Source organism: Bacteroidota bacterium (assembly GCA_018266755.1).
GTDB lineage: Bacteria > Bacteroidota > Ignavibacteria > Palsa-1295 > Palsa-1295 > JAFDZW01.
In genome coordinates, this window is record JAFDZW010000001.1 from 295,171 (window position 1) to 321,145 (window position 25,975).

Genomic DNA, 25,975 nt, shown 5'->3' on the forward strand with positions numbered 1-25,975 from the left:
CACGAGGGGAGGGGATTGGTTGAGGGGAGGAGGGACTTCTACTGAACTACTTCAAGTGGATAGTACTCTTGCTGTTTGGAATAATAGCCTGGCATCTGATCGTACGTGCGACCGTATAGTTTGCGGCCGGTGATATGCTTACGAACGCCTCCCCACTGTTTAAAAAAGAATGGGACTTTTGCATTCCTACATTGTCGGTGAATTGAAGTGACCCAAGCATTGAGCATTGGCCGGGATTTGGGCCCTGATTCACCGCCGACAATTACCCAATGAATGCCATCGAGAGGAAGGTTCTCAAGCGGCCCGATAAGTGGTTCGAGTGACAAAAAACGTGTGGTCGCAGGAACATGCTGTAGATCGGTAATGCGGTTTGCCACGCGCTCGTCTTCTACACTCACACCCATCCAAATATTCTCAGTCCATGTAAGGTACTTGGCAACCTTTCGAAGTCGTTCGCTTCGCTTGGTTAGAATTTGATATGTGTGGTGGGGAGTTTCATTCATCGTTTTGAACACCTGCTGAATGAACTCAAGGGGAATATCCGGATGGAAGAGGTCACTCATCGAGTTCACAAACACGATGCGTGACTTCTTCCACTTCCGAGGCAGGTCGACAAGATCGTCGTGCAATGTGACAGCAAAGCCATTGCGGTATCGCTCGGACCCCATGGCTTTCAGTCGCTTGGCCATCCGCTCTGCGTAGCAATGCTTACACCCCTGGCTAATCTTGTCACATCCCGTGACAGGATTCCAGGTGACCTCGGTCCATTCGATGTGGGAGATTGTTGACACGATTATGACTTCTTGTAATGACTGTGGAAGGAATCATACATAGAAATTCACGACAGGCGAATGTGTGGGACTCAGAGGCTCCGAATGAGTCCTAAGAAATGCTGAAAGGACTCGAGGTGATCGGATTGTTGCTGAACTCGACTCTCAAGCGCACCTATGAACGCTTGGCTTATTGCCGCTCCGGGGCGCGAGGGGTTGTATGAGCCACCACAGCCATGCATGAGTTCTCGTAGGTACTCTTTGTGAAACTGGTTGTAAGTGAACCGATGGTCATAATGGCCGCACTTTTCTGGATCTTCAACAAAGACATTATGGTATGCAAGGTATTCTCGAAGCGGGCTTCCGATAGGAGAGATTGTTCGCAATGAATTATTTCCGAGAAGCCAAGTCTCAAAACAACGGTTTTGGATGATGACGTGTAAGCTAGCGTGCAGCAGTTGGACGTCAAGTGCGCTTAGCCTCTTGAATACCTCTTGCACTCGAGGCGCTACACCTATCTCATCCCCGTCCAAGCATATCACTAGGTCTGTGTATTGGGGTAGTGAATTCAACTCAGAGACAGTATTCTTGAGTGCAACGTCGAGTATTCTTGGGTATCCACAACCACTGAATATATAGAACGAGTTCTCGGACGCGAGTTGCACCGACGGAACCCTTGAAAGGCCAGGGTTGAGCTTGTCAATCCAGGTAGGGTAGACCCTCTTCTCACAACTCCTCCCCTCCACCAAAAAGTAAACGTTTCTCACACTCCGATGCCTTCTGTGAAGGGCTCTGAATTGAGCAGTTGGAGAAAGGCGTCATGTTTGCTTAGTCCTAGACCTAGATCGCCGGCGTCTCTCACTGAAACAACATGGCCACGTCTGAGGACGACGCGCCAAGATGGCATTGGTACCTGATTGATAATATAGGGATGGTGGCTGGTAATAATGAACTGGATGTCCTTTCGTTTCGACAGGATCACATTGGTAACGAAATCAAGGCAGTTTACTCCCATGCTATTTTCAAACTCATCAATTAGGACTATGCTTCCTGGACTTGCCAAATATAGGTCTGCCAGATTACTTAGCGTACGTCTCATTCCGGATGAAACATTCTCGCTGCGAATCCAACGGTCGGCTTCCCTAATTTGAAGCAGATATCTTTCGTTATCTTCTCTGTCAAGGTTTTCAACACTTGGTTGAACAAACCTCAAATCTTCAACTGTCGGAAAAATTTCCTTAAAAGCACCGAATATAGGAGCGACTTCCTCTGGGAAATAGCGGTATAGCTCGATTAGCTTAAACTCGGAGGTATATGGTACCGCTATGATGCTTTGGGCGTCAGCATACGTCGGCTTGTTTGGCCAAGCGCTTGAGTCGGTAAACCAGGGTAACTCGGCGCGCGACTGGTCGTGGAGAAACATTTTTTTTAGCCCCCACACCAGCTCGAACAGTTTATCTTCCTCCTCAAATAACGAAATTAGGCTCTCCGAGGATGACAGCTTTGGTTCAACTTGCTTATTCTCAAAGAAAACCCCTCCGGGGCCACGTCGGGCGACTTCGGCACCTCCGAGATTAATCGTTTCGCGAAGTATCCTTGGTGCATTCTCAGCGGTGGCTTGTCGCTCATACTTTGCGGGCACCTTCAAGACCCCAATATTTTCGAACTCACCCTCCCATACATATCGCTTGTTTCCACTAGCCTCGAATTCCGCACTCCAAGTCAACCCACTCACGGATGCACCGTGCGCGATTTCATGTAAAGAGAGGATGGCCCTCAGTATCAGGCTCTTGCCGACTCCGGAAACGCCCACAAGGAGATTAAAATCATCGAAGTAGGTCCGCTCGAGCTTCCACTCAAGCGCTTTGTTCTCGTACTCTAATGATACCAGTCTCATGATTCATTGCGAACGATAGGTCTACACATCCAAATTCCGCACATACGTTGCATTCTTTTCGATGAACTGGCGGCGGGGTTCTACTTCGTCGCCCATGAGGGTTTCGAAGACGTCGGCGGCGGCGGCGGCGCTGTCGATGTTGACGCGCAGCAGTGTGCGCGTCTCGGGGTTCATCGTCGTGCTCCAGAGCTGCTCGGGGTTCATTTCGCCGAGACCTTTGAAGCGCGAGATCACGATGCCTTTCATCTCCGGCGGGACCGGCGTTGCAACGGAGGTTTCGTCGGCGACGAATTCGCTCTCCAGGATCACTTCCTCCTCCGGCTCGTCCTTCGATTTCTTTTGCGATTTGATGCGCTTGATGATCTCGTCGCGCTCTTCGTCGTTGTAGGCGTAGAACTCCTGCTTGCCTTTCTTCACCTTATAGAGCGGCGGCTGTGCGATATAGATGTTGCCGTTCTCGATGAGGTCGCGCATGTGATTGTAGAACAGCGTCAGGATGAGCGTGCGGATATGCGCGCCGTCGATATCGGCATCGGCCATGAGGATGACCTTGCCGTAGCGCATCTTCGAAAGATCCTGCTGTTCGCCGATGCCGACGCCGAGCGCTGTGAAGATGTTTCTGATCTCCTCGTTCTCGAGCATCTTATGCAAGCGCGCCTTCTGCACGTTCAAGATCTTACCCTTGAGCGGCAAGATCGCCTGGAAGCGTCGGTCGCGGCCCTGCTTGGCCGAGCCACCTGCCGAGTCGCCCTCGACGAGGTAGATCTCGCAATGCTCCGGATCGGTGATCGAACAGTCGGCAAGCTTGCCGGGAAGCGCCGAGTTCTCGAGCGCGTTCTTGCGGCGGACCATGTCCTTCGCCTTGCGCGCAGCCTCGCGGGCTTCGGCGGCGCGGAGCACCTTGTCGATGATGCGCTTGCCGATGGCCGGGTTCTCTTCGAGCAATGCCGAGAGCTGCTCGCCCATAATCATCTCGACGACCGACTGCGTTTCGCTATTGCCGAGCTTCGTCTTCGTCTGGCCTTCAAACTGCGGCTCTGCGACCTTCACCGAGATAACAGCCGTCAGACCTTCGCGATAATCGTCGCCCGTGAGCGAGATCTTATCGCTCTTGATGAGATTGTTCTTCTGCGCCCAGTTATTCATCGTACGCGTGAGCGCCTTGCGGAACCCCGCGACGTGCGTGCCGCCCTCATGCGTGTTGATGTTATTGACGTAGCTGAAGAGATTCTCGTTGTACGCGTCGGTGTACTCGAAGCAGATCTCGACGGGCGTGTTCTCTTTGTTGCCCTCGACATAGACGGGCTTGTGGAGCGAGATCTTGTTGCGGTCGGTGTGCTTGACGAAATCGCGCAAGCCGCCCTTTGCGTGAAAGACCTCTTCTTCCTTCGTGTTCTCGTCCTTGAGCGTGATGGAGACCGTCGGGTTCAGGAACGACAGCTCCATCATGCGCTCGCGCAGGTAGTCGAAGCGCATCTGCTGGGTCTGCTTGAAAATTTCGCCGTCGGGCTTCCAGGTCGTTTTGGTACCGGTCTTCTTCGTCTTGCCGATGACCTCGACCTTCTTCTTGGGTTCGCCGCGCTCGTAGCGCTGGAAGAAGATCTCGCCGTTCTGGTGGACTTCGACCTCGCACCACTCGGCCAGCGCGTTCACGACCGATGCGCCGACGCCGTGCAGACCGCCCGAGACCTTGTAGACATTCTTATCGAACTTACCGCCGGCATGCAGCACGGTCATGACGACCTGCAGCGCGCTGACTTTCTCGACGGGATGAATTCCGGTCGGGATACCGCGGCCGTTATCGGTGACGGTACACGATCCGTCGGCATTCAGGACGACCGTGATCTCGCTGGCGAACCCGGCGAGCACTTCGTCGATCGAGTTGTCGACGATCTCATACACGAGGTGATGCAGGCCGCGCGGACCGACATCGCCGATGTACATCGCAGGGCGCTTGCGCACCGCTTCGAGGCCTTTGAGAATTTGAATATCTTGAGCGCCGTACTCCTGAGTTTTCGCCATCAGAACGGAAAATTTAACGAGTTGAAAAACAACGACTTACGGAATGCAGAAATCCGATGAATGAGAACAAGAAAATGGGGGGGAAGGTTTGCGGAAAGGGAGTAAGACCTAACTCAATTCTGCGCTATTAACTGTCGCAGGATTCCCACTCCATTTGCAGTCTATTCGTTGTATCGCCAGTAGTAGCCGTCGAACCTTTGTATCTTTGATGAGTAGGTATAATCCACCCCTGAATATCTTAGGGTTGTGACGACAATGAGGGCAGTAGAAATGAAGAAAATCGAGGAAACAAAACTCTGGCTAGCTATGAACGCTGCACCCGAATTGCAGCATGAGCTTTTGTCAATTCGCAGCAACTGTGAGAAAATAGCAGATCGTGTCCAAGTTGTGCTTCCGGGGTATACTGACCACAGTGTGCGTCACATGGATGCACTCTGGGGGATTGCAGAAGTTGTCTTCACCGATAAGGAGCTTGAACGTTTCTCGGCTTCAGAGGTATTCGTACTCGGCGCCTCTTTTTATTTCCATGATCTTGGAATGGCGAGGGCTGCCACAGTCCAGGGCTGTGAGGATCTACGTAATAGTGATGCATATCGAGCTCAGAAAAGCCGAGCGATTTCGGTTCTTGGGCTTGCTGAGCGAGAGGCGGACTTTCTTGCCTTGGAAGTGGGCGCTCGAGATACACATGCTGAATTTGCTGAAAAGTTGTGTAAGGAGGAGTTCCCGGGGTTGGGTCAACATGTGATTGAAAAGGCGGAGATTCGGCGTCATTGGGCAGATTACATAGCAAAGGTATCAGTGAGTCATCACTGGGGAATGGCAAGAGTTGAGAACGAGTTAGGCAAACGTCAAACGGAAAACAGTACCAGAGGTGAAGCGGTCAATCTATCATTTCTAGCTTGCGCACTTCGAATTATTGATTATGCTCATATTAACACAGAACGAGCGAACTATCTAGAGCGGGTACTAAGAACAGGAGTGAGCGGTTCAAGCTTGCTTCACTGGAAAGCCCAAGAGAATATCAGTCCACCGATTCGTGTTGAAAATAGGATTAAATACACCACTTTCCGACCAATCGAGGACCAAGATGCTTGGTGGTTATTTTACGAAATGGCGACTGGACTGGACGTCCAAATATCCCTAGTCTCTGAATTCTTATCTAGTACAGTTACAACGACGAACAGGTTTTCGTTGGAGGGAGTGTCTAGAGTAAGTACGCCCACAAATTTTGCTTCATTTGTCCAACCCTTCAACTTCGAACCTGTCGATGTCAGGTTTAAGGCTGATTCGATTGAGTCTGTTGCTCGACTGATAGAAACTGTAGGTGGCAAGACTCTATACGGTGACGATGATCTTGTTCCGTTGCGTGAGTTGATCCAGAACGCAAGAGATGCGATAGTGCTAGAATCTCGTCAACGAAGGGCGGGTGACTTGCCGCACATCGACGGGAAGCTCATAATTGGGATGCTTGAGGAGAGTGGTGCTCGGACATTGATTGTAGAGGATAATGGAGTTGGGATGACGTCTTCTGTTATACGGAATTACCTTCTTGGCATCGCGACCAATTTCTGGGAGTCTCCTGAATTCTATAATGCATATCCGGACATACAGCGATCAGAATTTAGACCGGCAGGAAAATTTGGGATAGGCTTTCTCTCGATATTTATGGTTGGCAATAAAGTTTCTATTGCTACTGAGAAACGAGGTGAGAAACGTTTCGAGATTGAGCTGCACGGATTGGACAAGCGGGGCGCGATGCGGGAGGTCACCCCGAAGGGTATTAATGGAACGAGAATAACCGTAAAGATCGAGAAGCAGAGCCCGGAGACTTATTCTGAGCTAGGGAAACGAGTTTCGCTTCGTGCCCCAATGCTGCCATTTGATGTTGAACTGCGAGAGAATGACAAGGTATCAATCCTGCAGAAGGAGTGGTGGAAGCGAATATCTCAGAAGGAACTGTACGACTTTGTTCTGTCATCCGAACACGAGATACCAAGGCGTAGGACCTCACCCCGAGAGCTTCGAGGAGTATCCGATTTTGATTTCACTGGAGAGTCATCAAAAAAATATGACGACATTCCATTGGCAAAACGGTGGCTCGGTGATGCCCCAGAGTATGTCTCAAGTGACCGAAGGATTATTGCCATTCCAGGTTATGGCCGCGTCTTGCTCTGTTCGAAGGGCATTTCGATACAAACTATTAGGACTCGTGGGGTGGTTGGGCTCGTTGACATGGATGACGTGAAGCTAACCGCATCTCGAAACCAGACCATCGAGTGGGATTACAGTGCCTTTAACGTTTCCACATTCGCTGAATTGAAGGGTGGAATCGTACGAGCTATTGGAGCATTAGAAAGCGAAGGAATGATCCCTTCCCGCTCTGAGTTCCTCGTCACCGTTATCAGTGATTATGGCCCTTCTGTATTGTACGAAAGCACACTTCCATGGTTCAACGCCGTGCTTTCACCCGGTGAGTCTAGGCTGCTGACGACCGAAGGTGCAAAGCAGCTTCTTCTCGACAAATCGGAAGTGATGCTGTCGTATGGCGTTGGTCCGTGGTCCTCTGTTCCGGGGTGTAGGGCACGATTTCCTGGGGTAGCACCCAATGCTGTTGTTATCCCTGTCAGTAGAAGTGGACAGCCCAGCCTAAGGGGCAGCTATGATGATAAGAATATCAGCGGGACTCTTGAATCACACTTTCATAACGAACCATATAGGTCAATGCAGAGGGCCTATTTGCTTAATGCATACCTTGAAGTTATAGCAACTGCCTGGGGTATGTCAAGCAAGGATTTCTATAACTCAGTTTCAATTCGGCAAGGCTCGGATGAGTTCTATGTCCACTTGTCACGAAGGTAGTGAACTCAATCTTACCATGTCAATAAGTTCAAATCTTGGGGGAGGGGGGGTAGATCCCGTTCAGAAAAGGTTGGGGGCGCGTTTTCGTTTTACTCTATCAGAGATTGCTCCGTACTAAGCTGTTTCGACCAAAGCAACTACGATAGTTGGAAGCGCGCAAGTGCCAATTTGCGCGACTTGCCCCTGCAACCTACCCCCCTTTACACTCCTGCTGTCCCTCGCTGTTGTCTTGCCCATCCACTTTATCTAACAATTACCACCAATATGGCAAGACGACAAGAAGAAGATGTAAATGTCATTGTTTGATACTCCCTCTCCCATCTCTATTTCGCCAACACTTTCTGTGCTTGCTTCGGCATGGCAGCGACGAGCGTCAATAACGCCAACGCCGGGCCGCTGGGGGAGCGGCGGCCTTGCTCCCAGTTGCGTAGCGTACCGACGCTGACGTGCATCGTCAGCTTGAAATAGTCGAGCGTATCAGAGTTCAACACTCACGTGCAGTTTCCCTCCCAACCCCTGCTCGACGATTTTGATCAGGGTCGAGAGGCGGATGTCGCTGGCATCGTTCTCAATGCGCGAGATATAGGACTTGTTCGTATTTGCTTTGGCAGCGAGTTCGCTTTGCGAGAGGTGAAGCTCCTCCCGAGCTTGGCGAATCATCACTCCAAGCTTGAATGCCTCAAAGCCGCGTTCGAAGTCATCGCGCCGCTTGGTGCCGCGCTTGCCATAGCGCTTATCGAGATGTTCTCCGAGTGTGGTCAGCTTTTTCATCGCAATATTCCTTTCTGATTCGCAGCGCGCGCTGAATCTCTGAACTCGGCGTTTTCCGAGTCTTCTTCTGAAAACCGTTTGCCACGATCACTAACTTCCCTGCATCGAAGAAGCAGAACATCCGATAGATATTGCCGCTCAACTCGACGCGTATCTCATACAATCCGTCTGTCCCTTCAACGTGCTTCAAGAACTTCTCCGGCACAAGTTCAAGAGACTCGACCAGCCTTAGTACATGGTCGATCTTCCGACGCACTGTTTCGGACTGCTCCTCAAAGAAGTCCAAGAAGTAGCGTTTGTAGAAGACAATATTCCTGATCATGATGAATCGGTACTAAGCGCTAACGTTGTCTAATTAGACAACGACGGGACCGAAACAGTTCAGAGACAAAGGTCTGCAGCCACGTTGTAGCAGTACCGGGATATTGCGAACGAATACCCTGTGAAACCCAACACCCCTCTCCCGCCGTTGTGCGGGCGATTGAGTTAGCCATTGCATTGCCAGATCCTTGCCACAAGCCGAGAGTAACCAGATGAAGAACGATAACAACAACGTGTTGGATAATGGGCCGTTTTATCACGGGACGAAAGCCGATCTGAAAGTTGGCGATCTCTTGACCGCGGGGTATCGGTCGAACTACAAACCTGAGGTCGTTATGAATCACATCTACTTCACCGCATTGCCGAACGGTGCGGGGCTTGCTGCGGCGTTGGCGCCGGGAGACGCGCCGCAGCGTGTGTATATCGTCGAGCCGACCGGCGACTTCGAGAACGATCCGAACGTGACTGACAAGAAATTCCCCGGCAACCCCACCCGCTCCTATCGAAGCTCGGAGCCGTTGCGCGTCGTGGGCGAGCTAACCGAATGGAATAGACTTACAGAAGAAGAGATCGCCGACTGGCGCGCACGCATCGCGAATATCAAAGGGGATATTATCAACTAGACCGCGGACCATCCCATCTGGTTACCACCACCCACCAAGCCGAACGCCGGCGCCGAAGACGAGCATCGAGACGCCCAGCAGGGTGATCGTGATGATGTGCGCGGCGAGGAAGTTCAGGTTGCGTTCTTCGAGGCGGGTGATGAGGCGAATGCGCGCATGCACGGCGATCACCACCGTGACGAGCAGCAGGATGAGCTTCAGCGCGATCATCGCATGCGGTCCCGGGGCGAAGTCGAAGACGTCGAAGAGATTTTCGGTATAGTTATAGGCCATCCAGATACCGGTCGCGATCTGCAGCAGCAGGGCAGGGACGCCAATGTGCTCGAAGATCGCCTCGAAGTTCGCGACGATCGTATGGTCGCGTTTCTTGAGCGCCTTCGGCAGGACCATGAGGGCAAGCACCAGATGTCCGCCGACCCACACCGATGCGCCGACGAGATGCAGGACGAGTAGTAATTTGAAAAGCATAGCGTTTGCAGTTTGTGAGCGTGCGCCGACGCTACGAAGTTACTCAACCGTGTGGTTTCCGTGTATGATCTATGTCATGCCCCGAGTACGAACGTCCGTCCGACGCCGTGATTGCTTCCGCTGTTTGCAACATCAATTCCTACGTATCTTTGTGAAATTGTATTGGGATACAATCATTTCTATTAATCACTATGAGACCATTCTTTCCCCGTGCGATTGCCGCGTTGTTGTGTGTGTTTTCGTTCGCGTTCGTATCATGCAAAAGCTCGACATCTCCAAATAATGACGGTGGCCAGGGCTGGAGCGGCACGCTCATTTACGATATTCCGTCGGCAGATGGCGAGATCGGCATCTATGACTTCGCAAATCGGCGCGAGACGGTGGCCTTCTCGAGCGGACGCGGCCCAAGCTGGTCGCCGAGCGGGCTTATACTCTACGAAGAACCGAGCGACGTGTCGCCGCGTGTGAATTGGAAGATCGCTACCCGAGCGAGAAACGGTACGGCAGAGAACATCCTGCTCGATTCAAAAGCGTTTAGCCTGAGCGTCTCGAAGTCACCGAAGATGTCGCGAGACGGCAAGACGATCTGCTTCAATTATTGGTATGACAACGTCGGAGGGCCGGACCTCTACACCGCAAGCGGTTCGATCTTGATGCAAAGCGACGGCACGCTCATCGGCGGGCTCGACAGCGTCTTCGACGGTTCATGGATGCCCGACGGTTCGATCGTCTTCTCGGCAACGGTCGACGAACTCGACGGCGAGCGCACGTTTTATCAGGACGGTCTCTACCGGCTCTCGTCCGACTTCTCTCAGTTTACCGCCGTCGGCAGCGGTCTTGTCAAGCCGAAGCATCCGGCCTGTAGCCCCGATGGAAAGCGAATCGCCTTTGCAATGAACGGACACATCTGGATGATCAACGCCGACGGAAGCGGGCTGCGACAAGTGACGACCGGATCGAAGGAAGAGTCGCATCCGTGCTGGTCGCCCGATGGGAAGTTTCTGGCATGCATGAGTTTCGGCACATTCGAAGTATCGTATTATACCGCCATCGCAGTCGTGCCGACGGATATTTATTCCCCGATCGATATGACGAACGAGTCGCCATATTGGATTCGCGATGCGCAGTATAGCTCGCAATCGTCCGAGGGTCGCCGCTCGGCCTATACGTCGATCTCCTGGAAATAGGCGAAGGGCGCTTCGCTGGGTGTCGGTGGTGAATGAAGCAGGGAAGACGGCCTTCGTCCGGCAAGTCAGATTCCGCGCGTCGAGTAGTGACACCGTCCTACCCGCCGTCATTCTGAGGTCGCCGCGGCGACCGAAGAATCCCTTGATGAAACGGAGTGAGTCTGAGCCACAGCAATTTGTTGCGGAGCTCGCACGGAGCGAAGCGTATGTGCGCAGAATGACATCGGTGTAACACCATCCGACACCGGGCCGCTGCTCACGTCGTATTCATACAGGCTCGGCGACGGACACGAGCGCCTGCACCTGCACCCCGAGCGCCGTGGCGATGCGCGAGAGCGTATCGGCGCTGACATTCACGCGGCCGCGCTCGAGGTTGCCGACGAAGTTCAGGCTCAGCCGCGACCGCACCGCAAGCTTCTCCTGCGACCACGCCTTCGACTCCCGAATCGCCCGAATATTCGACCCAATCGCGCGGCGAAGCGATAGTGCGTCCTGGGATAGGTGTCTTTCCATACGGGAATAATACGGAAAGGGGAAGCGAGTTTTATGCGGTGCTACTATTAGGTAGTATCAACAATCCTGCTCATCTCTGTTGACGCAAAAAAGCACGCCGAGAAAATGAAGCTACATAGAGCCTACGTAGTTTTTTTGGAGCGAGGGGAGAGGAATATCTCGGTGGATACGATTGTGGTGATCTCTGAGGCTCTTGGTGTCGCGCCTTGGGTGGTCCTGTTGCCTAAAGTCAGGAACTGGATGTGAGCGACGCATGGATGTATCTTATTAGTATGGAGCGAGCTTGCGCATTCGAGATATGACGACAGTCAACCGGAGGACATAATTGTTGGTATTAGCACCCGAATTACAGACCTGACAAACGTCTGTTGTAACTCGGGCATAATCAATGACTGGGTTGCAACAAGGAAAAGTGCAGCTAGGTAATCAATCGCGCCTCCACCATGTGATTCCATGACTCCGACAGCATTATTGCGGGCGGCAACCATGCCACCCAGACAAATACGGGCGTGAGGGGAAGGCCCGAAGACCGCAGGATATTTTTCTATTAGTGCCGACATATCGTGTCGGGTTATCGATAGGTCGAAGACAAACTGATCAATGTCTGCCTCCTCACAGTATTGCCTTAGTTGCGAGAACATCAAGGCACACTGCAGACGAACCAAGTCCACGGCAGGGTGGCCTCGTCCACTGGAAGCAAAATCAATTAGATGCATTGACTCTTCGGCACTTACTAATATGTTGCGAAGATGGACATCCCCGTGAATAATGCCCCTCTCCCTGTAGGCGGCGAGAATTGCGGTTGCCTTGGTCCGTGCAGCACCGAAGTCGGGACCTAGCCTCCAGTTGTATCCCTTTTCCTCCAGATCGTTGATCTGCGAGACACTGGGATTCTCGTAAATCGTGAAGTCGTGGTTCGTTGACGTCCCCTTATTTAGCTCGGCAAGGTGTGCACATAGATTTCTCAAACCGCTTTCCAAATTCGCAGTATAAGCAGGACTCAATTCATCCGTTCCCATTGCAGGAAAGATCTCTTTGTTCCAACATAGTTCTAATACATCCCATAGCATTGGGGCCGGTTGGGAGGTTCGGTCGGCACGGTTGACGAGCTTAAAGTAGAGTACAGCAGAGTCACCATGGATGAATAACTCGGGCGTAATTGTTTCGTCCCATCGTTGGATAAATGTGCGGAAACGTTGCGTTTCTCGAAGAAGGGACTCCTTTCGATCTATCTTAGCCACGTAGTATTTCCCGTCATCATTCGTTTTTACGAGTGCAAGTTTTGCATCGGTACGACCACCGCGGAGAAATCTTGCTTCAACGCTCTTCACCGTAAACTCCTCGTAGTTTCTCAGACGGGACTCCATCTCGTAAGCGGCTGCTACCAGAAGGTGCGATTGGCCCTGCGTGAGGTCACCAAGAGTAAAATTTACACGTTTGTGGCGATTAAGAATATGTTGAGCATTAAAAATGCTCTCAAGCTCGGACTCTTTGATCTGAGGGCTGTTTTGTAGCGACAGAATTGTTGACGGTACGTGGTCCTTCCGTGACTGCGCCGAGCGCACAATTGCCTCGATTTCATGATTTGAAAGGTGGGACGCAGAGACGTCAATGCGGAGCCAAGCGAAGGTGGAATAGACAGCTAGGTCTCCAATCAGCTTTGTCTGTTCGGCCTTGTTTAGCCCTTTCAGTACTGAGCTGTCGATCAACACAGCTACAATGTCATTGTTGGTAGAAAGCTGTAGCAATGCAGTTTCGGCGGTCTCAAGGCAGATAGGTACGAAACTAGGATCGAGAATATGGCGATATCTGTTTGCGTTGTGTAGCATAGTGAGAACTAGGACGGACATCCTCTCTGCCGAGGGATGCTGCAAGTCTTGATCCTTATTTGCCTTGGCTCGAGCACTGGGAGCGGGTGCCTTCACTCCTACCTGCTTCTTGAATAGCGACCCTCGGATTTCCTCAGACGCTGCCCCTAATATTTCGTTTCGAAGGTGAGACCTCAGCGATGGCGTCCTAGTAGACAAGAGCGTGAGTTCACTATCATCAAGTGCCAGTTTGTTGAGGACAGCTCTAAAGCGCGTTGCCTGCTTAAATTGGCCAACTCCAGGCGAATCGGCAAGTGCCACTCCAATATCATGAGCAAGTTGTACCCGGTCCAGACCATGACTAGCTGGAGTAGTGGTTAGTTTGGATATCCCACTAAGGAAAGTCTGATCTTCTGGGGAACAGACTAGTGTGATTCTTGAATCAACTTCCTGCGTACTCATTATGCTTCCAACAACTGTTTGTATTTAGCCTCGCGTTTTTGGAATGCATCTATGCCGCCTTCGAGAAGATCCAGAATGTCAAATTTTCTCTCGTCAACTGATCCGACTTTCGGTGGGTTTGCACGGTGGGGAGTGTCCATACTCATCACTACGATACTCTCGGCCTCCCCTAATACAGGGATATTTGCATTGTGAGTGACAAAAATGATCTGGCGACTCTCTTTTAGCTGCGTGATTGCGTCAATCAGACGTTCCGTGATGTGACGATTGTCGAGATCGTCCTCTGGCTGGTCAAATATCAGCGGGTAGGGTAGTGGTCTCAGTATGAGAGGGAGAATTGCAGTTGCCTTCTGCCCCTTGGACAGTGTTTCGATTGGCTTCGCCACTCCATCATCGAACATCACTATCTCAAGCTGGCACAGAGGTGGGGTGACTTCCAGCTCGAAGAGTGATTCGTGGTCCGACAAATGTGCGATTACCCTTTGCATCTGCCCAATATCTCGACCAAGCAATTCTGCCATTCCAATGCTGTCTGCCTGCTCTACATAGTCGACTAATTGGAATGGTGTGAGAGTGGACGCAATTTGTCTTGCAACTTCGTCGCGAAATTTTATCCTGGAGCCGCTCAGCATGTCAGTTAGGGCAGTTACATATTTTGGTGACCCTGTCCCGTAGCGGAGTGTCAATTGTATACGCTGAGCGTGTTCTTCGTTTATCTTCTCCACCTCTTCGAACCTTGTATCAAATATCTTTCCATCGAGCGATTCAATTTCCGCCCGCAATTTCTGGCGCTCGAGATTGAGCGTGTCGCGTCTCTTTTCCGCTTCGTCAAGTTTCTTCTGCACAGATGCTAGCAATACTTGTTGCTTGTTCAACATCTCCTTCCGCTTAAGAAACTCGTTTGCACGTTGTTGCTCCTGTCTCAATCTAAAGTAATTCGCGTTCAAAGATGTAAAACGTTCAGAAACTCGAGGTACGATTGTTTTGAGGTTATCCTTCTTGAGTATGCCTAGGGTTGAGATCACTGCCGGAATACCGTCAACAAAATCATCAAACGGCTGCTTAGTTGTTAAGTCTGAAGAAAAGTCCGCGTCGCTCTGAAAACCAGAGTATAGCCGCAGGGCATGTTCAAGTCTGTCTCGCAAGACTCTCACATCTTCAAGTGTTTCAGACTGAAGCATCGCCAATTCGTTCAGTTCTGCCAACACTCGATTTCTCCGCTCAAATGAAATATTCTCAACCTCAAGCTCGTTGGAGATCGAGGGTGAATTTTGGTTGAGTTCCTCAAGCTGACGCTGAACGTTAGCCGAAGGCTGAAGCTGTTCCTTTTGAATCGCGATCTCAGAATTCACAGATCGAAGGTCATTTCCCACCTTCCTTAATTGCCCTGCGAGGTTGTTCCTTCTTAACTGGAGCATGAGGATGTGAGCAGCCTTTGGTCTGTCAATCAAAGCGAGCCTCAATCCTTCATCAGCCTGGTCTGCCAATTCTTGGATTTGACCCTGGGAGTATATTTCAACGCAATTTGAAAAATCGTTTGTTTCGAGCTCTCTAATGTCGTCCTCGAAGATGGTTGCCTCTGAACCAACCTCTCGCTCAATCACAAACCTAGATTCGTCCGTGTCGTCCTGTCGCAGCAACTCGCAATTAACGGTGCCAAAACCAAGTGTGTTCTGGATAATCCCCGATTCAATCGTCCTTAGCTTCTCATCAGATCCGTGACGCAAGGCAAATCGGATACTTTCGATCACTGTGGACTTGCACGTCCCTCTCGCGCCTATGATACATGTGAGTTTAGGGCTGAACTGTATCTTGCAGTTCTCCAGAAATCCACCTGTCGTCGAAATTGAGCTAAGAGTGTATCGCATATTAGAGTCGAGTATGTTGTACGGTAGCATCACCCGAGGTTAATGTTGAGAGCCGCCGATTGAATTCAAATCCAAACAGCCTATGATTAGTGCCATCGTCGAAACGATGCCAATTTGGGAGGCTAATACAATCGTGTCTCTCAGACAACTCTGAGTCTTAGCACTATTCAGGGATCGAAGCTGCCCCCTGCCTCCCCCGAACTCATCCCCCTCCCACCCCGTTTTCCCATCCCGAAATTGGGCTTAGTTTACCATTTATTTACCACCCACCATGGCAATTCGATTAGGAGATATTGCGCCGAATTTTACGGCGAACACTACTGAGGGGGAGATGCATTTTCACCAGTGGCTCGGCGATTCGTGGGGGATGCTGTTCTCGCATCCGGCGGACTTCACTCCGGTCTGCACGACGGAGCTCGGGATGGCCGCGAAGCTGATGCCGGAATTCGCGAAGCGCAACGTGAAGATCGCCGCGGTCAGCGTCGATGCGATCGACGATCACTGCGGCTGGGTGAATGATATTAACGCGTCGCAGGGCACGTCGATGAGCTTCCCGATTATCGCCGACGATTCGCACGTCGTCGCGAACCTTTACGACATGATCCACCCGAATGCGAACGCGACGATGACAGTGCGTTCGGTCTTTATCATCGGTCCGGATAAGCGCGTGAAATTAATGATGACCTATCCGTCGTCAGTCGGGCGCAACTTCCACGAAGTGCTCCGCACGATCGACTCGCTGCAACTCTCGGCGCAATTCCCGGTCGCAACCCCGGCAGATTGGAAGAACGGCGACGACGTCATCATCATGACCTCCGTTACGAACGAACAAGCGAAGGCGCAATTCCCGCAGGGTTTCAAAGAGATCACTCCGTATTTGCGCACAACGGCGCAGCCGAACAAGTAGGGCACGACCATACGGTCGTTCTGAGTATAGCGAAGAATCCCTTTCGGTATGTACGGGAGCTCCGTGCAGACCTGAAGGGATTCTTCGCGTTGCTCAGAATGACGCAGTGATAAAAGATTCTTCGCGTTGCTCAGAATGATACTGTGATAAGGGGTTCTTCGCGTTGCTCAGAATGACGCCGTGATAAGGGATTCTTCGCGTTGCTCAGAATGATACTGTGATAAGGGGTTCTTCGCGTTGCTCAGAATGACGCAGTGATAAGGGATTCTTCGCGTTGCTCAGAATGACGCAGTGATAAGGGATTCTTCGCGTTGCTCAGGATGACGTGAATCTTATTGACCGGGGTATATAGGTGCCCGTAATATTAAATCTCAACTTTCTTTTGATGGGCACCTTGTAAGTCCCATACGCTCGCCCTATATTGGAAGGGTGCAATATGAGCACCTACGTTTGACCACATCCTAACCATCTCCGGGCAAGCGTGCAGCCGGAAATCCTCCTATCGGACAATAGCCAACGGTCCGACCGGTTGCCGCTGCCCCCTCCCTTTTTCTCGGCATGCTGTGGCGAGAAGGCGGGGGAGAGAATGTAAAATGTAAGATGTAAAATTGGGGATGCGGATCGGGTTGGCTGGTTGGATTTGGGCGGAGAGGGATAGGTGCCTTTGTGTAAACTTATATCGATGAATTATAAAGGGTTAGATATGGCTCGAGGACTATTTTCGATGGCGGCGGCGATGCTTTGGGAGTGGGTCCTTTTGCTGCTCGACGAGCTGGGGTGCGGGTGTTGTTTGTGTTGGTGCGACCTCGAAATTCTTCGAGTGGATCCAGATGATGAGTGGATCTTTTGACTCAAAACCGAGATCGGTCGGCTTTGTTGCCTTGCGCCGACTGCCTAATTCATACGAACCGACGAGGAACGGCGTGTTGTGCGCGTGGTCGACGAACCCCATGATCCAAATATGGGCCGTCGCCCGGGCGCTGATGTCGTTGTCGTTGCTATCGACGATCGTTAATTTGTACGCCCCGGCCGGAACGGGGTCGATTTCGATCGGCCCTTCGGAGACGGGGTAAGTCCAGTGGTGCCATCCGCCGATTTGTTGGAGCTTGAAAAAAAATCGGTCGTCGGCACGAGCGAATGCGGCGACAGCGAGGAGTGTGGCAGTCGCAAAAAATGTACGTGTAGCGTGGCGGATCGTCATTCGATGTTGCATGCAACAACAGCTATAGCGGTGAACGTGCCGATGTAGAAATAAAATACGTCACGACCCTGCAGCTGGGGGATGGCTGCAGGGTCGTGATTGTGTAGTGTACGGGACACTCGGGATACGATTAGCGAATGTTGCCGACGGAGTTCTTCGCGGTCTCGTGCCTTGTCTTGAGCAACGTGGCGTCGTCGAAATTCGAGATCGTGATCTTCCACGATCCGATCTTCCCGCTGGATTCAAGAACGTGCGGCAGTACGAACTCTTTAGTGCTTGACGCGGCAGCGACCGGTTGGGGTTCGAAGCCGAAGACGGCAAGATCCACTGCCGAGGTATGCGAGTTGACGACGAAGCCCTGAATCTTTACATCTGCACGGATCTGGCCGGTGACATCTTTGCCCTCAGCGTTGACGATGATCACCGTGTAGGTGTCAGGGGGTGTATGATCGACCGTCCAGGTGCCATTCTTGCAGGCGACCGACTTGACAACCGTACCGTGTGCATTCTTGAACTGCAGGTAGTAATCGGCCGAAGCAAAGGCCGAAGTTGTCGTACAGAATGCCGCGATTGCAGCAAGAGCGATGACGAATGTTCTGAAGTGTTTCATAGTAGTGTACGATGAATGTGTGTGAATGAAAGTCATGTGTCTCGAACGTTTCGCAGGTATTCGGGCGTGACGGATCGGCGGATGAATTCGCATTCATAGTGCCCGCATCGGCTTTTCGACAATTCATAATGCCTCTGAAAATATGGTATCCTTTCTAATGCCGTAACCCTTGAGAGACACTATCTGGATTGCCTGTCATTACCGTAGATCCCGGCAATATGTTTAACGTCCGCTCGTGGTGGCACGATTGTTGACTTATTGCGTCGCTGAGCCCGCATCGCGGGGTTATACCAGCACAGTGCACGCACATGAAATCAATCGAACGCCATCATTCCTGGGCAGAACCGTATAAGATCAAAATGGTCGAGCTTGTTCACATGACAAGCCGGGCCGAACGCGAAAAAGCCATACAGCAAGCGGGTTACAATACCTTCCTGCTTCGAAGCAAGGATGTATATATAGACCTGCTGACCGACAGCGGAACATCGGCCATGAGCGACCGTCAGTGGGCGGGCATGATGATTGGCGACGAAGCGTACGCGGGAAGTGAGAATTTTTATCACCTTGAGGCGGCCGTAAGAAAATATTACGGCTATCGGTATGTCACCCCGACGCACCAGGGGCGAGGTGCGGAGAATATCATTTCGAAGATACTCATCCGTCCTGGGGACTATATCCCAGGCAACATGTACTTCACGACGACTCGCCTGCACCAGGAATTAGCCGGCGGGACGTTCGCCGATGTGATTATCGACGAGGCCCACGATCCGGAAAGCCTGCATCCATTCAAAGGCAATGTCGATCTGAAGAAGCTCGACGCTCTTGTGAAGAAGGTCGGCGCGAAGAAGATCCCATACGTTTCCATCGCAACATCGGTCAATATGGCGGGCGGCCAGCCGATCTCGATGGCGAACCTACGAGAGCTTCGAGAATACACCAAGAAGCACGGCATCCTCATTATCCACGACATGACGCGCGTCGCGGAGAACGCCTACTTCATCAAGCGCCGCGAAAAGGGTTATGCGGACAAACACATAACCGAGATCGTCAAAGAGATCTGTTCGCTCACCGATGGCGCTACGATGTCTGCCAAGAAAGACGCACTCGTGAATATCGGCGGCTTCCTCGCTGTCAATAGTAAAAAGATCTACGAAGAGGCGAGCAACATGGTCGTCGTCTACGAAGGTCTGCACACCTACGGCGGCCTTGCGGGACGCGATATGGAAGCGATGGCCATCGGTATCACGGAATCCGTGGACGACGATCACATCCGCGCTCGCGTCGGGCAGGTTGAGTACCTCGGACAGAAGATGCTCGACGCCGGTATCCCGATCGTTAAGCCGATCGGCGGACACGGCATCTTCCTCGATGCGAAGAAATTCCTGCCGCATCTGAAGCAGTCGCAATATCCGGCACAAGCATTGGCGGCGGAGATCTATCTGGATTCAGGCGTCCGCTCGATGGAACGCGGTATCGTCTCGGCCGGTCGTGACAGCGAGGGCCATGAGCATGCCCCGAAGCTCGAACTCGTGCGGCTCACGATCCCGCGTCGCGTTTATACGCAGGCACACATGGACGTCGTCTTCGAGTCGGTTGCCGAGGTGTACGATAATCGCAAAAAGGTGAAGGGCCTAAAGATGGTCTATGAGCCGAAGTACTTGCGATTCTTCCAGGCGAAGTTCAAGCAGTTGTAAGAGATCGAGCCTCACATCATTCCGACGACGGGCAAACGTCCGAGGAGGGATCTGAGGTTGCACGGGTCTATGAGCATCCCTAGAGCTTCTATATCCGCGCGATTCGAGATTCCTCCTTCTGTCGGAATGACAACCACCAATAGTACGAAGCAATGAAGCACAAGACTATTTTCGAGCCGTTCAAGATCAAGACCGTCGAGCCGATCCGCGTGACGTCCGAGCACGAACGCGTGGAGCGACTGAGGGAAGCACACTATAACCCCTTCCTGCTGCACAGCGACGATGTGCTGATCGACTTCTTGACCGATAGCGGCACGTCGGCCATGAGCAGCGCGCAATGGTCGTCGATGATGTCGGGCGATGAAAGCTACGCGGGCGCGAGAAGCTGGCTGCGGCTCGAAAAGGAAGTACAGGATCTGACAGGGATGCAATACGTACTACCCACCCATCAGGGGCGTGCTGCGGAACGTATTCTCTATGGGTATCTCGGCGGCAAGGGAAAGGTCTTCATCAGCAATACGCACTTCGATACGACTCGCGCGAACATCGAGTTCACCGGCGCAACTGCAATCGATATTACCATTCCTGAAGCGAAGGACATCGAGAGCGATTATCCATTCAAGGGCAATATGGATACCTCCGCGCTTGAGGCGCTCGTGAAGAAATACGGCCGCGACAAGATCGCTGCGGTGATCCTCACCGTCACGAACAACTCCGGCGGCGGCCAGCCGGTGAGCATGGCGAACGCCCGCGAGGTTGCGCGTATCTGCAAGAAGCATAAGCTGCTCTTCGTGCTCGATTGTTGTCGCATTGCGGAGAATGCCTACTTCATCAAGCACCGCGAGAAAGGATTCGAAAAGCGATCCTATCACCAGATCGCACAGGAGATGTTCTCGCTGGCCGAAGGTGCGGTGATGAGTGCGAAGAAGGACGCACTCGTGAACATCGGAGGATTTCTTGCGCTCAAGAGCAAGGCCCTTGCCGATGCATGCACCAATCTACTGATCATCACCGAAGGCTTTGCAACCTATGGAGGTCTTGCCGGACGCGACATGGATGCGATGGCCGTCGGGCTTCGCGAGGTGTTCAATCCCGATTATTTGCATTATCGCATTCGTTCGACGGCCTACCTCGGCGAGCATATCCGTTCAAAAGGGGTTCCGATCATTTGGCCGGTCGGTGGTCACGCGGTCTATATCGATGCGAAGGGACTCTATCCGCACATTCCGGTCGATCAGTATCCCGGTCAGGCGCTGGTCTGCGAGCTATATACGAAAGGTGGTATACGCTCGGTCGAGATCGGGTCGGTGATGTTCGGCAAGTATAATAAGAACGGCAAACTGATCCCAGCGTCGAAAGAACTCGTGCGACTTGCGATCCCGCGTCGTGTTTACACTCAGAGCCACATCGATTACGTCATCGAGGTGTTCGATGAGATCGTGGCGACGAAAGACAAAACGAAAGGCTTCCGCATCACGCAAGAGCCGCCGTTCCTGCGGCACTTTACAGCGCACTTTGCACCGGTGAAGTGAGTGCCGGGGGGCGGTAATTGCAAGTCGTTCGTTTTGCCAATCAATATTCTTCGCAGGGCCACCTACCGATTGGCTGTTGCGTCGACTACGTCATTCGTACGCTCATGACACACAAATGTATTCTCCTTACATTGGTTAGTTGTGTACTGCTCTCGATAGGATGTTCGAGTACCTGGGTTAATTATTCTGAGACAGCAGTAAATATGAAGGACCTACAACCGCTGAAGCCCGGCGATGTCTGGGTCTTTCAGACCGTCCGCTATATCAACGGGATACCGTTCGATTCGACCTTAGATACGACGATCGTCTTGGCAAGAACGACGTTCGGAGGAACGCCCGCCTACGCTGCCAAGCTGGGTTCTTCCGATACGGTTTACAAGTACTACGATTCAAGCGGATCCGAGTTGTGGGGAATGAGAGGTGCGAGTATATACGGGCCTGCGTACAACGATCGCATCCTGTGGTATCCGTTACCAAGTGGTGATTCGGTCTCTCTGTTCGATTCCACTCTCTCAACGGATGGGTTGCGTCTCCGTCGGTCAGAGACATACAGAGGACTCAGCGTCATCCCCGGACCAGATGGGAGGAGACGACTCTGCTATTGGTTCACTCTCAGATCGTATTTCACTATTGAAGGCGAGTCTGAACAGCTTGAATCGTCTGAAGATGTGTACGTAGAGCCGTTCGTCGGTACAATCTACGAAGTGGTTTATTACGCCAACGGGAGTATCAATTTTACATCATCGCTCCAACGTTACGTTGTGTTCTGAGTTCTTTGATGCGACTGCAATTTCACCGTATTTTGATAGATCATGAAATACACTCTAAGCCGCTGTATTTGCATCGAAACCCCCGACCACGAGGCCGCTGCAGAGTTCTACCAACAGGTGCTCGGGCTTGAATTTTCAACGCGAGAAGGGGAGAGCATCGAGTTGAAATCCGATGATAAACTGCTTTACTTCGATAAGGCAGACCAGCACCGTACCATCTTCGAGTTCGTCGTGGACGACCTCGACGCCACCCGCGCCGATCTCGAATCGCACGGATGTACCGCCATCCGCTGGGAAGGCAGAGGGAAACCATGCTACATGCGCGACCCGTTTGGGAATGTGTTTAATCTGTATCAACCCAACGCCAGTTGAATCGCTTAGTATCTCGTCCGCTCTTCGCGTCCGTCATCGTCTTTCTAGTAGCGTTCATCGTGTACCTGCAGACGATGGCGTCGGGGGTGCCGTTCATTGACGGCGGAGAGCTGGCGACGGCCGTCTCGACGCTCGGCATCTGCCACCCGACAGGGTATCCGCTCTTTACGTTCATCGGATATCTCTTCGCACATCTGCCGATCGCAGCGCACGTCATTGTGCGCCTCAACATCATGGCGTCGTTCTTCACAGCCCTCGGCGCGGCTTCGATGGTATTTCTGGTGCACGAACTTGCGGGCCATTGGTTCTCGCTCAAGAGAACAGCGAGTACGCCAAAGCAGAAGGGGAGTCGTCCGGTGGATACGGAGGAGCCGTCGTCGTTGCCGGTGCTCGTCGGCGTTGTCACGGGGATCGCTGCAGCATTCAGCGGGACATGGTGGGCGCAGTCGAACGGGATCGAGGTCTATCCGTTGCATGTCTTCTTCGTGCCGACGGTATTGACCTTCTTCTTCCGAATGCTTCGCATCGAAGGTACGGCATTTGGGAAGAATGCGGTGCTCTTTGCACTCACGCTCGGTCTCTCATTCTCGAATCACCTCACGACGATTCTGCTCGCACCGGCATGCTTGTATATGTACTTCGCGATCGGCGGCTTCTCAGCGCAGAATTTCAAACGGCTCATGCTGCTTGCCGTACCGTTCGTGATCGGTCTGCTGCCGTATGTATACTTGCCGATCCGCGCAGCCCAATACCCGCTTATGGACTGGGGGCACCCAGGAGACCTAAAACTCTTCCTGAAACAGTTCACGGGCGGGCAGTATTCGATCTGGATGAACCGGTCCGAAGCCGTCCCAAAGAACTGGGCATACTTCTGGCACGAATTCCCAACCGAGTTCTCGTTGCTCGGCATGCTATTGCTCGTCATCGGCTGTTACGCGCTCATCATCAATACCGCGTCGAAGCGACTGCATTTGGCGTCGTTCGTACTCTTGCTGTTCGCAGGATGCTTAGCGTATTCGATGCGCTACGATATCCACGACATCGCCCAGTATTTTCTGGCGGCATACGTTGCCTGCCTGATCGCCATGGCGTGTGCCGTTGCATTCGTACTCGATCTAGTGAAGAAGAGAGGGGCGTCGGCGATCGTAGTGGCTGCGCTGATTCTGGCGCTTGGGATCGGCGGCGCAGAGATCGCAACGAGCTATCACGAAGTTGACGAAAGCGGTAATCACATGGTGGATGATTACACGATGAATATGCTCAACAATCTTCCGCCGAATGCGATCATCTTCACCACTGCGTGGGATTTTTGGACGAGCGGCGCATTCTACTACCAACTCGTCGAGAACATACGGCCCGATGTGCTTGTCGTTGACGCAGCGATGCTGCGCGACCGGCCGTGGTATTATAGCCACTTGCAGCAGCGCGCGCCGGAAGTAATGCGGCGGGTAAAGCCCGAGATGGACGCATTCCTCGTGCAACTTCGCGCATTCGACCGTGACGAGCCGTTCGATCAGGTGGCGATCGGGGATCGGTATAAGGAGTTCACCGAAGCGCTCGTCGCCCGCAATCTCGACCGACCGATCTATGCGGCACCGGAGGTCATGCAGCAACGTGACGGGCTTTTCGCCCCATCGTTCAAGATGATCCCCGCCGGTATCGCGTTGCGGATGTGGCCGCGCGATACGATCTTCGACGTGCCGATGGCGAAGATCCAGTGGCGTGACGAACACTACCGCGAACGCAGCTACTACACCGATAACACGCGACTGCTGCAAGCGATGGCGTTCGCGATGACGGGACAAGTCTATGCCGGCGCCGGAAAGATAGCCGATGCCCGGGCCTGGACCGACCTCGCCCTGCGCCTCAAGCCCGATATGAACGCCGACCTCACCGACTTGCAACCGCGCGACCGAGACTTCGCCTACACGACCAACGAGCAATTCGAGAAAATTGAGAAGTTGAGAGCGGCGTTGAAGTAGAATTTAACGGAAGGTCGTAACTGCATGCTCGCCGCCCTCGCGTTGAAACGCGGGGCTAATATCTTTCAGTCTGCTGAAGCAGACGGTTGTGAGACGTCGGAAGGACCGAAGGACAGTAGCCATGGGTTGTAACCCATGGCGGTCTCGCGGATTATCTCACAACAATTCCGAAACATCACTTCCCCGAACGCCACCCCTCTGATTCGGTGTTGCTCTACTTTACTTTCTTGCCACGTATGAGCGGAGGTATTACGATCACGCATGACCTGATCCAGGCATTGGATGCGGGCGGTATGGGGACGGCAATCGCCGGGATGGGAGAGCATTTTATGGATGCGGCAGTTCGCACGGCTGCGGCACTCGCTTCGGCAAAGCTGCCCGAGAAGGCGAATATCCGCTGCATTGTACTTGCAGGGCTCGGCGGCTCGGCGATCGGTGGCGATCTGGTGCGATCATATTTGCTTGGCTCGCTTCCCGTCCCGTTCGTTGTCAATCGTACGTACCGGTTACCGGAGTTTGTCGGCCCGAACACGCTCGTGATCGTTTCGAGCTACAGCGGGACGACGGAGGAAACGCTGGCGATGTACGAAGCAGCAAAAGCTCGCGGCGCAATGATCGTGTGTCTCTCGACCGGCGGCACGGTGAAAGAATGGGCCGCAAGAGACGGTAACACGTTTATTCCGTTGCCGACGGGGTTCCAACCACGTGCAGCGCTCGCACACTCGTTTGTGCCGGTACTGATGCTGCTCGAACACATCGGACTCTGCGCACCCCAGGCCGGGCATATCAAAGAGACGAGCGATCTGCTGACGTCGCTTGCAGCGAGCTACGGCACGGCGAATCTTACAGATACGAACGCGGCGCTCACGCTCGGTCGATTGCTCGCACCGAAGATTCCGGTTGTGTATTCCGACAGCGAACTCATCGATACGGTGAATCTTCGTTGGCGCGGACAAATTCAAGAGAATGCGAAGCATGTCGCATTCGGTAACATCCTGCCCGAGATGAATCATAATGAGATCAACGGCTGGGCGCATCCGGTAGGTCGTCAGGACGAATTTGTCGCGATCTTCTTGCGCTCTCCGCAAGACGAGCACGAACGCGTTGCGAAGCGATTCGAGATACTACACCAAGTGCTCGTCGGCAAAGGCGTGCATGTAGAGCATATCAACGCCAGCGGCTCGTCGAGCCTGGCGAGAATGTTCAGCCTCATCTCCCTCGGCGATTGGGTGAGCTACTATATCGCGCTCCTGCTTGGCGAAGACCCAAGCCCCGTGCCGGTGATCCAGTTATTGAAAGCAAAGCTGGCAAGTTGATACGATTGTCATTCCGACCGAA

The 25,975-nt window shown here is 52.7% G+C and carries 23 protein-coding genes; 11 read left to right on the forward strand and 12 right to left on the reverse strand.

Features of this window, described 5'->3' with window-relative positions:
- Window positions 1–38: 38 nt before the first annotated feature.
- The 3 genes from JSS75_01190 to gyrB form a co-directional block, all read right to left on the reverse strand.
- Window positions 39–791 carry a phage Gp37/Gp68 family protein gene (locus JSS75_01190; protein ID MBS1902300.1) on the reverse strand — a complete coding sequence of 251 codons (753 nt, stop codon included), beginning with the start codon at window positions 789–791 and terminating at the stop codon, window positions 39–41.
- 742 nt (window positions 792–1,533) lie between these two features.
- Window positions 1,534–2,667, reverse strand: a complete 1,134-nt coding sequence (locus JSS75_01195; GenBank protein ID MBS1902301.1) for an ATP-binding protein — start codon at window positions 2,665–2,667, stop codon at window positions 1,534–1,536.
- 21 nt (window positions 2,668–2,688) lie between these two features.
- On the reverse strand, window positions 2,689–4,689 hold the full coding sequence (gene gyrB, locus JSS75_01200; GenBank protein MBS1902302.1) for a DNA topoisomerase (ATP-hydrolyzing) subunit B: 2,001 nt from the start codon (window positions 4,687–4,689) through the stop codon (window positions 2,689–2,691).
- Between the two features lie 255 nt (window positions 4,690–4,944).
- On the opposite strand from gyrB, the gene JSS75_01205 reads away from it, so the two are divergent.
- Window positions 4,945–7,548 (forward strand): ATP-binding protein, encoded by a 2,604-nt coding sequence (locus tag JSS75_01205; GenBank protein ID MBS1902303.1) that lies wholly within the window; start codon window positions 4,945–4,947, stop codon window positions 7,546–7,548.
- Between the two features lie 323 nt (window positions 7,549–7,871).
- Here JSS75_01205 and JSS75_01210 read toward each other — a convergent pair whose 3' ends face one another.
- Genes JSS75_01210 through JSS75_01220 form a run of 3 tightly spaced genes read right to left on the reverse strand, consistent with a single transcriptional unit; the run spans window position 7,872 to window position 8,641 of the window.
- Complete coding sequence (locus JSS75_01210) at window positions 7,872–8,039, reverse strand: hypothetical protein (protein MBS1902304.1); 168 nt, start codon at window positions 8,037–8,039, stop codon at window positions 7,872–7,874.
- Complete coding sequence (locus JSS75_01215) at window positions 8,026–8,319, reverse strand: helix-turn-helix transcriptional regulator (protein ID MBS1902305.1); 294 nt, start codon at window positions 8,317–8,319, stop codon at window positions 8,026–8,028. Before JSS75_01215 ends, JSS75_01210 begins: the two co-directional genes overlap by 14 nt.
- Window positions 8,282–8,641: a type II toxin-antitoxin system RelE/ParE family toxin gene (locus JSS75_01220; protein MBS1902306.1), complete on the reverse strand. Its 360-nt coding sequence runs from the start codon at window positions 8,639–8,641 to the stop codon at window positions 8,282–8,284. Before JSS75_01220 ends, JSS75_01215 begins: the two co-directional genes overlap by 38 nt.
- 211 nt (window positions 8,642–8,852) lie before the next feature.
- Between JSS75_01220 and arr the strand changes: the two genes are divergently transcribed.
- Entirely contained in the window at window positions 8,853–9,263 is a 411-nt protein-coding gene (gene arr / locus JSS75_01225; protein MBS1902307.1) for an NAD(+)--rifampin ADP-ribosyltransferase, read from the forward strand.
- 21 nt (window positions 9,264–9,284) lie between these two features.
- Here the strand turns inward: arr and JSS75_01230 are convergent, their stop codons facing one another.
- Window positions 9,285–9,731, reverse strand: coding sequence for a CopD family protein (locus tag JSS75_01230; GenBank protein MBS1902308.1), 447 nt, complete (start codon window positions 9,729–9,731; stop codon window positions 9,285–9,287).
- Between the two features lie 191 nt (window positions 9,732–9,922).
- Between JSS75_01230 and JSS75_01235 the strand changes: the two genes are divergently transcribed.
- Window positions 9,923–10,918 carry a PD40 domain-containing protein gene (locus JSS75_01235; GenBank protein ID MBS1902309.1) on the forward strand — a complete coding sequence of 332 codons (996 nt, stop codon included), beginning with the start codon at window positions 9,923–9,925 and terminating at the stop codon, window positions 10,916–10,918.
- 267 nt (window positions 10,919–11,185) lie between these two features.
- Here JSS75_01235 and JSS75_01240 read toward each other — a convergent pair whose 3' ends face one another.
- Window positions 11,186–11,431: a helix-turn-helix transcriptional regulator gene (locus JSS75_01240; GenBank protein ID MBS1902310.1), complete on the reverse strand. Its 246-nt coding sequence runs from the start codon at window positions 11,429–11,431 to the stop codon at window positions 11,186–11,188.
- A gap of 105 nt (window positions 11,432–11,536) precedes the next feature.
- Here JSS75_01240 and JSS75_01245 point away from each other — a divergent pair, with 105 nt between their 5' ends.
- Window positions 11,537–11,677: a helix-turn-helix transcriptional regulator gene (locus JSS75_01245; GenBank protein ID MBS1902311.1), complete on the forward strand. Its 141-nt coding sequence runs from the start codon at window positions 11,537–11,539 to the stop codon at window positions 11,675–11,677.
- A 62-nt stretch (window positions 11,678–11,739) separates the two neighbouring features.
- Here the strand turns inward: JSS75_01245 and JSS75_01250 are convergent, their stop codons facing one another.
- On the reverse strand, window positions 11,740–13,260 hold the full coding sequence (locus JSS75_01250) for an aminoglycoside phosphotransferase family protein (protein ID MBS1902312.1): 1,521 nt from the start codon (window positions 13,258–13,260) through the stop codon (window positions 11,740–11,742).
- Between the two features lie 440 nt (window positions 13,261–13,700).
- Complete coding sequence (locus JSS75_01255; protein MBS1902313.1) at window positions 13,701–15,569, reverse strand: AAA family ATPase; 1,869 nt, start codon at window positions 15,567–15,569, stop codon at window positions 13,701–13,703.
- Between the two features lie 271 nt (window positions 15,570–15,840).
- Here JSS75_01255 and JSS75_01260 point away from each other — a divergent pair, with 271 nt between their 5' ends.
- The gene (locus JSS75_01260; GenBank protein ID MBS1902314.1) at window positions 15,841–16,476 is read left to right on the forward strand and encodes a peroxiredoxin; all 636 of its coding nucleotides are present in this window, start codon (window positions 15,841–15,843) and stop codon (window positions 16,474–16,476) included.
- Between the two features lie 715 nt (window positions 16,477–17,191).
- Here JSS75_01260 and JSS75_01265 read toward each other — a convergent pair.
- Both JSS75_01265 and JSS75_01270 read right to left on the reverse strand, forming a co-directional pair.
- Window positions 17,192–17,677 (reverse strand): hypothetical protein, encoded by a 486-nt coding sequence (locus JSS75_01265; protein MBS1902315.1) that lies wholly within the window; start codon window positions 17,675–17,677, stop codon window positions 17,192–17,194.
- Window positions 17,678–17,807: 130 nt separating this feature from the next.
- Entirely contained in the window at window positions 17,808–18,287 is a 480-nt protein-coding gene (locus JSS75_01270; protein MBS1902316.1) for a hypothetical protein, read from the reverse strand.
- Between the two features lie 308 nt (window positions 18,288–18,595).
- Here JSS75_01270 and JSS75_01275 point away from each other — a divergent pair, with 308 nt between their 5' ends.
- From JSS75_01275 to JSS75_01300, 6 genes are all read left to right on the forward strand, one after another.
- The gene (locus tag JSS75_01275) at window positions 18,596–19,981 is read left to right on the forward strand and encodes a tyrosine phenol-lyase (protein ID MBS1902317.1); all 1,386 of its coding nucleotides are present in this window, start codon (window positions 18,596–18,598) and stop codon (window positions 19,979–19,981) included.
- Between the two features lie 152 nt (window positions 19,982–20,133).
- Complete coding sequence (locus tag JSS75_01280; GenBank protein MBS1902318.1) at window positions 20,134–21,513, forward strand: tryptophanase; 1,380 nt, start codon at window positions 20,134–20,136, stop codon at window positions 21,511–21,513.
- 203 nt (window positions 21,514–21,716) lie between these two features.
- Window positions 21,717–22,283: a hypothetical protein gene (locus tag JSS75_01285; protein MBS1902319.1), complete on the forward strand. Its 567-nt coding sequence runs from the start codon at window positions 21,717–21,719 to the stop codon at window positions 22,281–22,283.
- Window positions 22,284–22,325: 42 nt separating this feature from the next.
- Entirely contained in the window at window positions 22,326–22,655 is a 330-nt protein-coding gene (locus tag JSS75_01290) for a VOC family protein (protein ID MBS1902320.1), read from the forward strand.
- Entirely contained in the window at window positions 22,652–24,637 is a 1,986-nt protein-coding gene (locus JSS75_01295) for a DUF2723 domain-containing protein (protein ID MBS1902321.1), read from the forward strand. The genes JSS75_01290 and JSS75_01295 overlap by 4 nt, the downstream gene beginning before the upstream one ends.
- A gap of 236 nt (window positions 24,638–24,873) precedes the next feature.
- Window positions 24,874–25,953 (forward strand): bifunctional phosphoglucose/phosphomannose isomerase, encoded by a 1,080-nt coding sequence (locus JSS75_01300; protein MBS1902322.1) that lies wholly within the window; start codon window positions 24,874–24,876, stop codon window positions 25,951–25,953.
- The last annotated feature ends 22 nt before the right edge of the window (window positions 25,954–25,975 follow it).

Coding starts and splice junctions, on each gene's coding strand:
- JSS75_01195 (MBS1902301.1), bottom strand. CDS start 2,667: ATGAGACTGGTATCATTAGAGTACGAGAACAAAGCGCTTGAGTGGAAG.
- gyrB (MBS1902302.1), bottom strand. CDS start 4,689: ATGGCGAAAACTCAGGAGTACGGCGCTCAAGATATTCAAATTCTCAAA.
- JSS75_01205 (MBS1902303.1), top strand. CDS start 4,945: ATGAGGGCAGTAGAAATGAAGAAAATCGAGGAAACAAAACTCTGGCTA.
- JSS75_01215 (MBS1902305.1), bottom strand. CDS start 8,319: ATGAAAAAGCTGACCACACTCGGAGAACATCTCGATAAGCGCTATGGC.
- JSS75_01220 (MBS1902306.1), bottom strand. CDS start 8,641: ATGATCAGGAATATTGTCTTCTACAAACGCTACTTCTTGGACTTCTTT.
- arr (MBS1902307.1), top strand. CDS start 8,853: ATGAAGAACGATAACAACAACGTGTTGGATAATGGGCCGTTTTATCAC.
- JSS75_01230 (MBS1902308.1), bottom strand. CDS start 9,731: ATGCTTTTCAAATTACTACTCGTCCTGCATCTCGTCGGCGCATCGGTG.
- JSS75_01235 (MBS1902309.1), top strand. CDS start 9,923: ATGAGACCATTCTTTCCCCGTGCGATTGCCGCGTTGTTGTGTGTGTTT.
- JSS75_01240 (MBS1902310.1), bottom strand. CDS start 11,431: ATGGAAAGACACCTATCCCAGGACGCACTATCGCTTCGCCGCGCGATT.
- JSS75_01245 (MBS1902311.1), top strand. CDS start 11,537: ATGAAGCTACATAGAGCCTACGTAGTTTTTTTGGAGCGAGGGGAGAGG.
- JSS75_01250 (MBS1902312.1), bottom strand. CDS start 13,260: ATGCTACACAACGCAAACAGATATCGCCATATTCTCGATCCTAGTTTC.
- JSS75_01255 (MBS1902313.1), bottom strand. CDS start 15,569: ATGCGATACACTCTTAGCTCAATTTCGACGACAGGTGGATTTCTGGAG.
- JSS75_01260 (MBS1902314.1), top strand. CDS start 15,841: ATGGCAATTCGATTAGGAGATATTGCGCCGAATTTTACGGCGAACACT.
- JSS75_01265 (MBS1902315.1), bottom strand. CDS start 17,677: ATGACGATCCGCCACGCTACACGTACATTTTTTGCGACTGCCACACTC.
- JSS75_01270 (MBS1902316.1), bottom strand. CDS start 18,287: ATGAAACACTTCAGAACATTCGTCATCGCTCTTGCTGCAATCGCGGCA.
- JSS75_01275 (MBS1902317.1), top strand. CDS start 18,596: ATGAAATCAATCGAACGCCATCATTCCTGGGCAGAACCGTATAAGATC.
- JSS75_01280 (MBS1902318.1), top strand. CDS start 20,134: ATGAAGCACAAGACTATTTTCGAGCCGTTCAAGATCAAGACCGTCGAG.
- JSS75_01285 (MBS1902319.1), top strand. CDS start 21,717: ATGAAGGACCTACAACCGCTGAAGCCCGGCGATGTCTGGGTCTTTCAG.
- JSS75_01290 (MBS1902320.1), top strand. CDS start 22,326: ATGAAATACACTCTAAGCCGCTGTATTTGCATCGAAACCCCCGACCAC.
- JSS75_01300 (MBS1902322.1), top strand. CDS start 24,874: ATGAGCGGAGGTATTACGATCACGCATGACCTGATCCAGGCATTGGAT.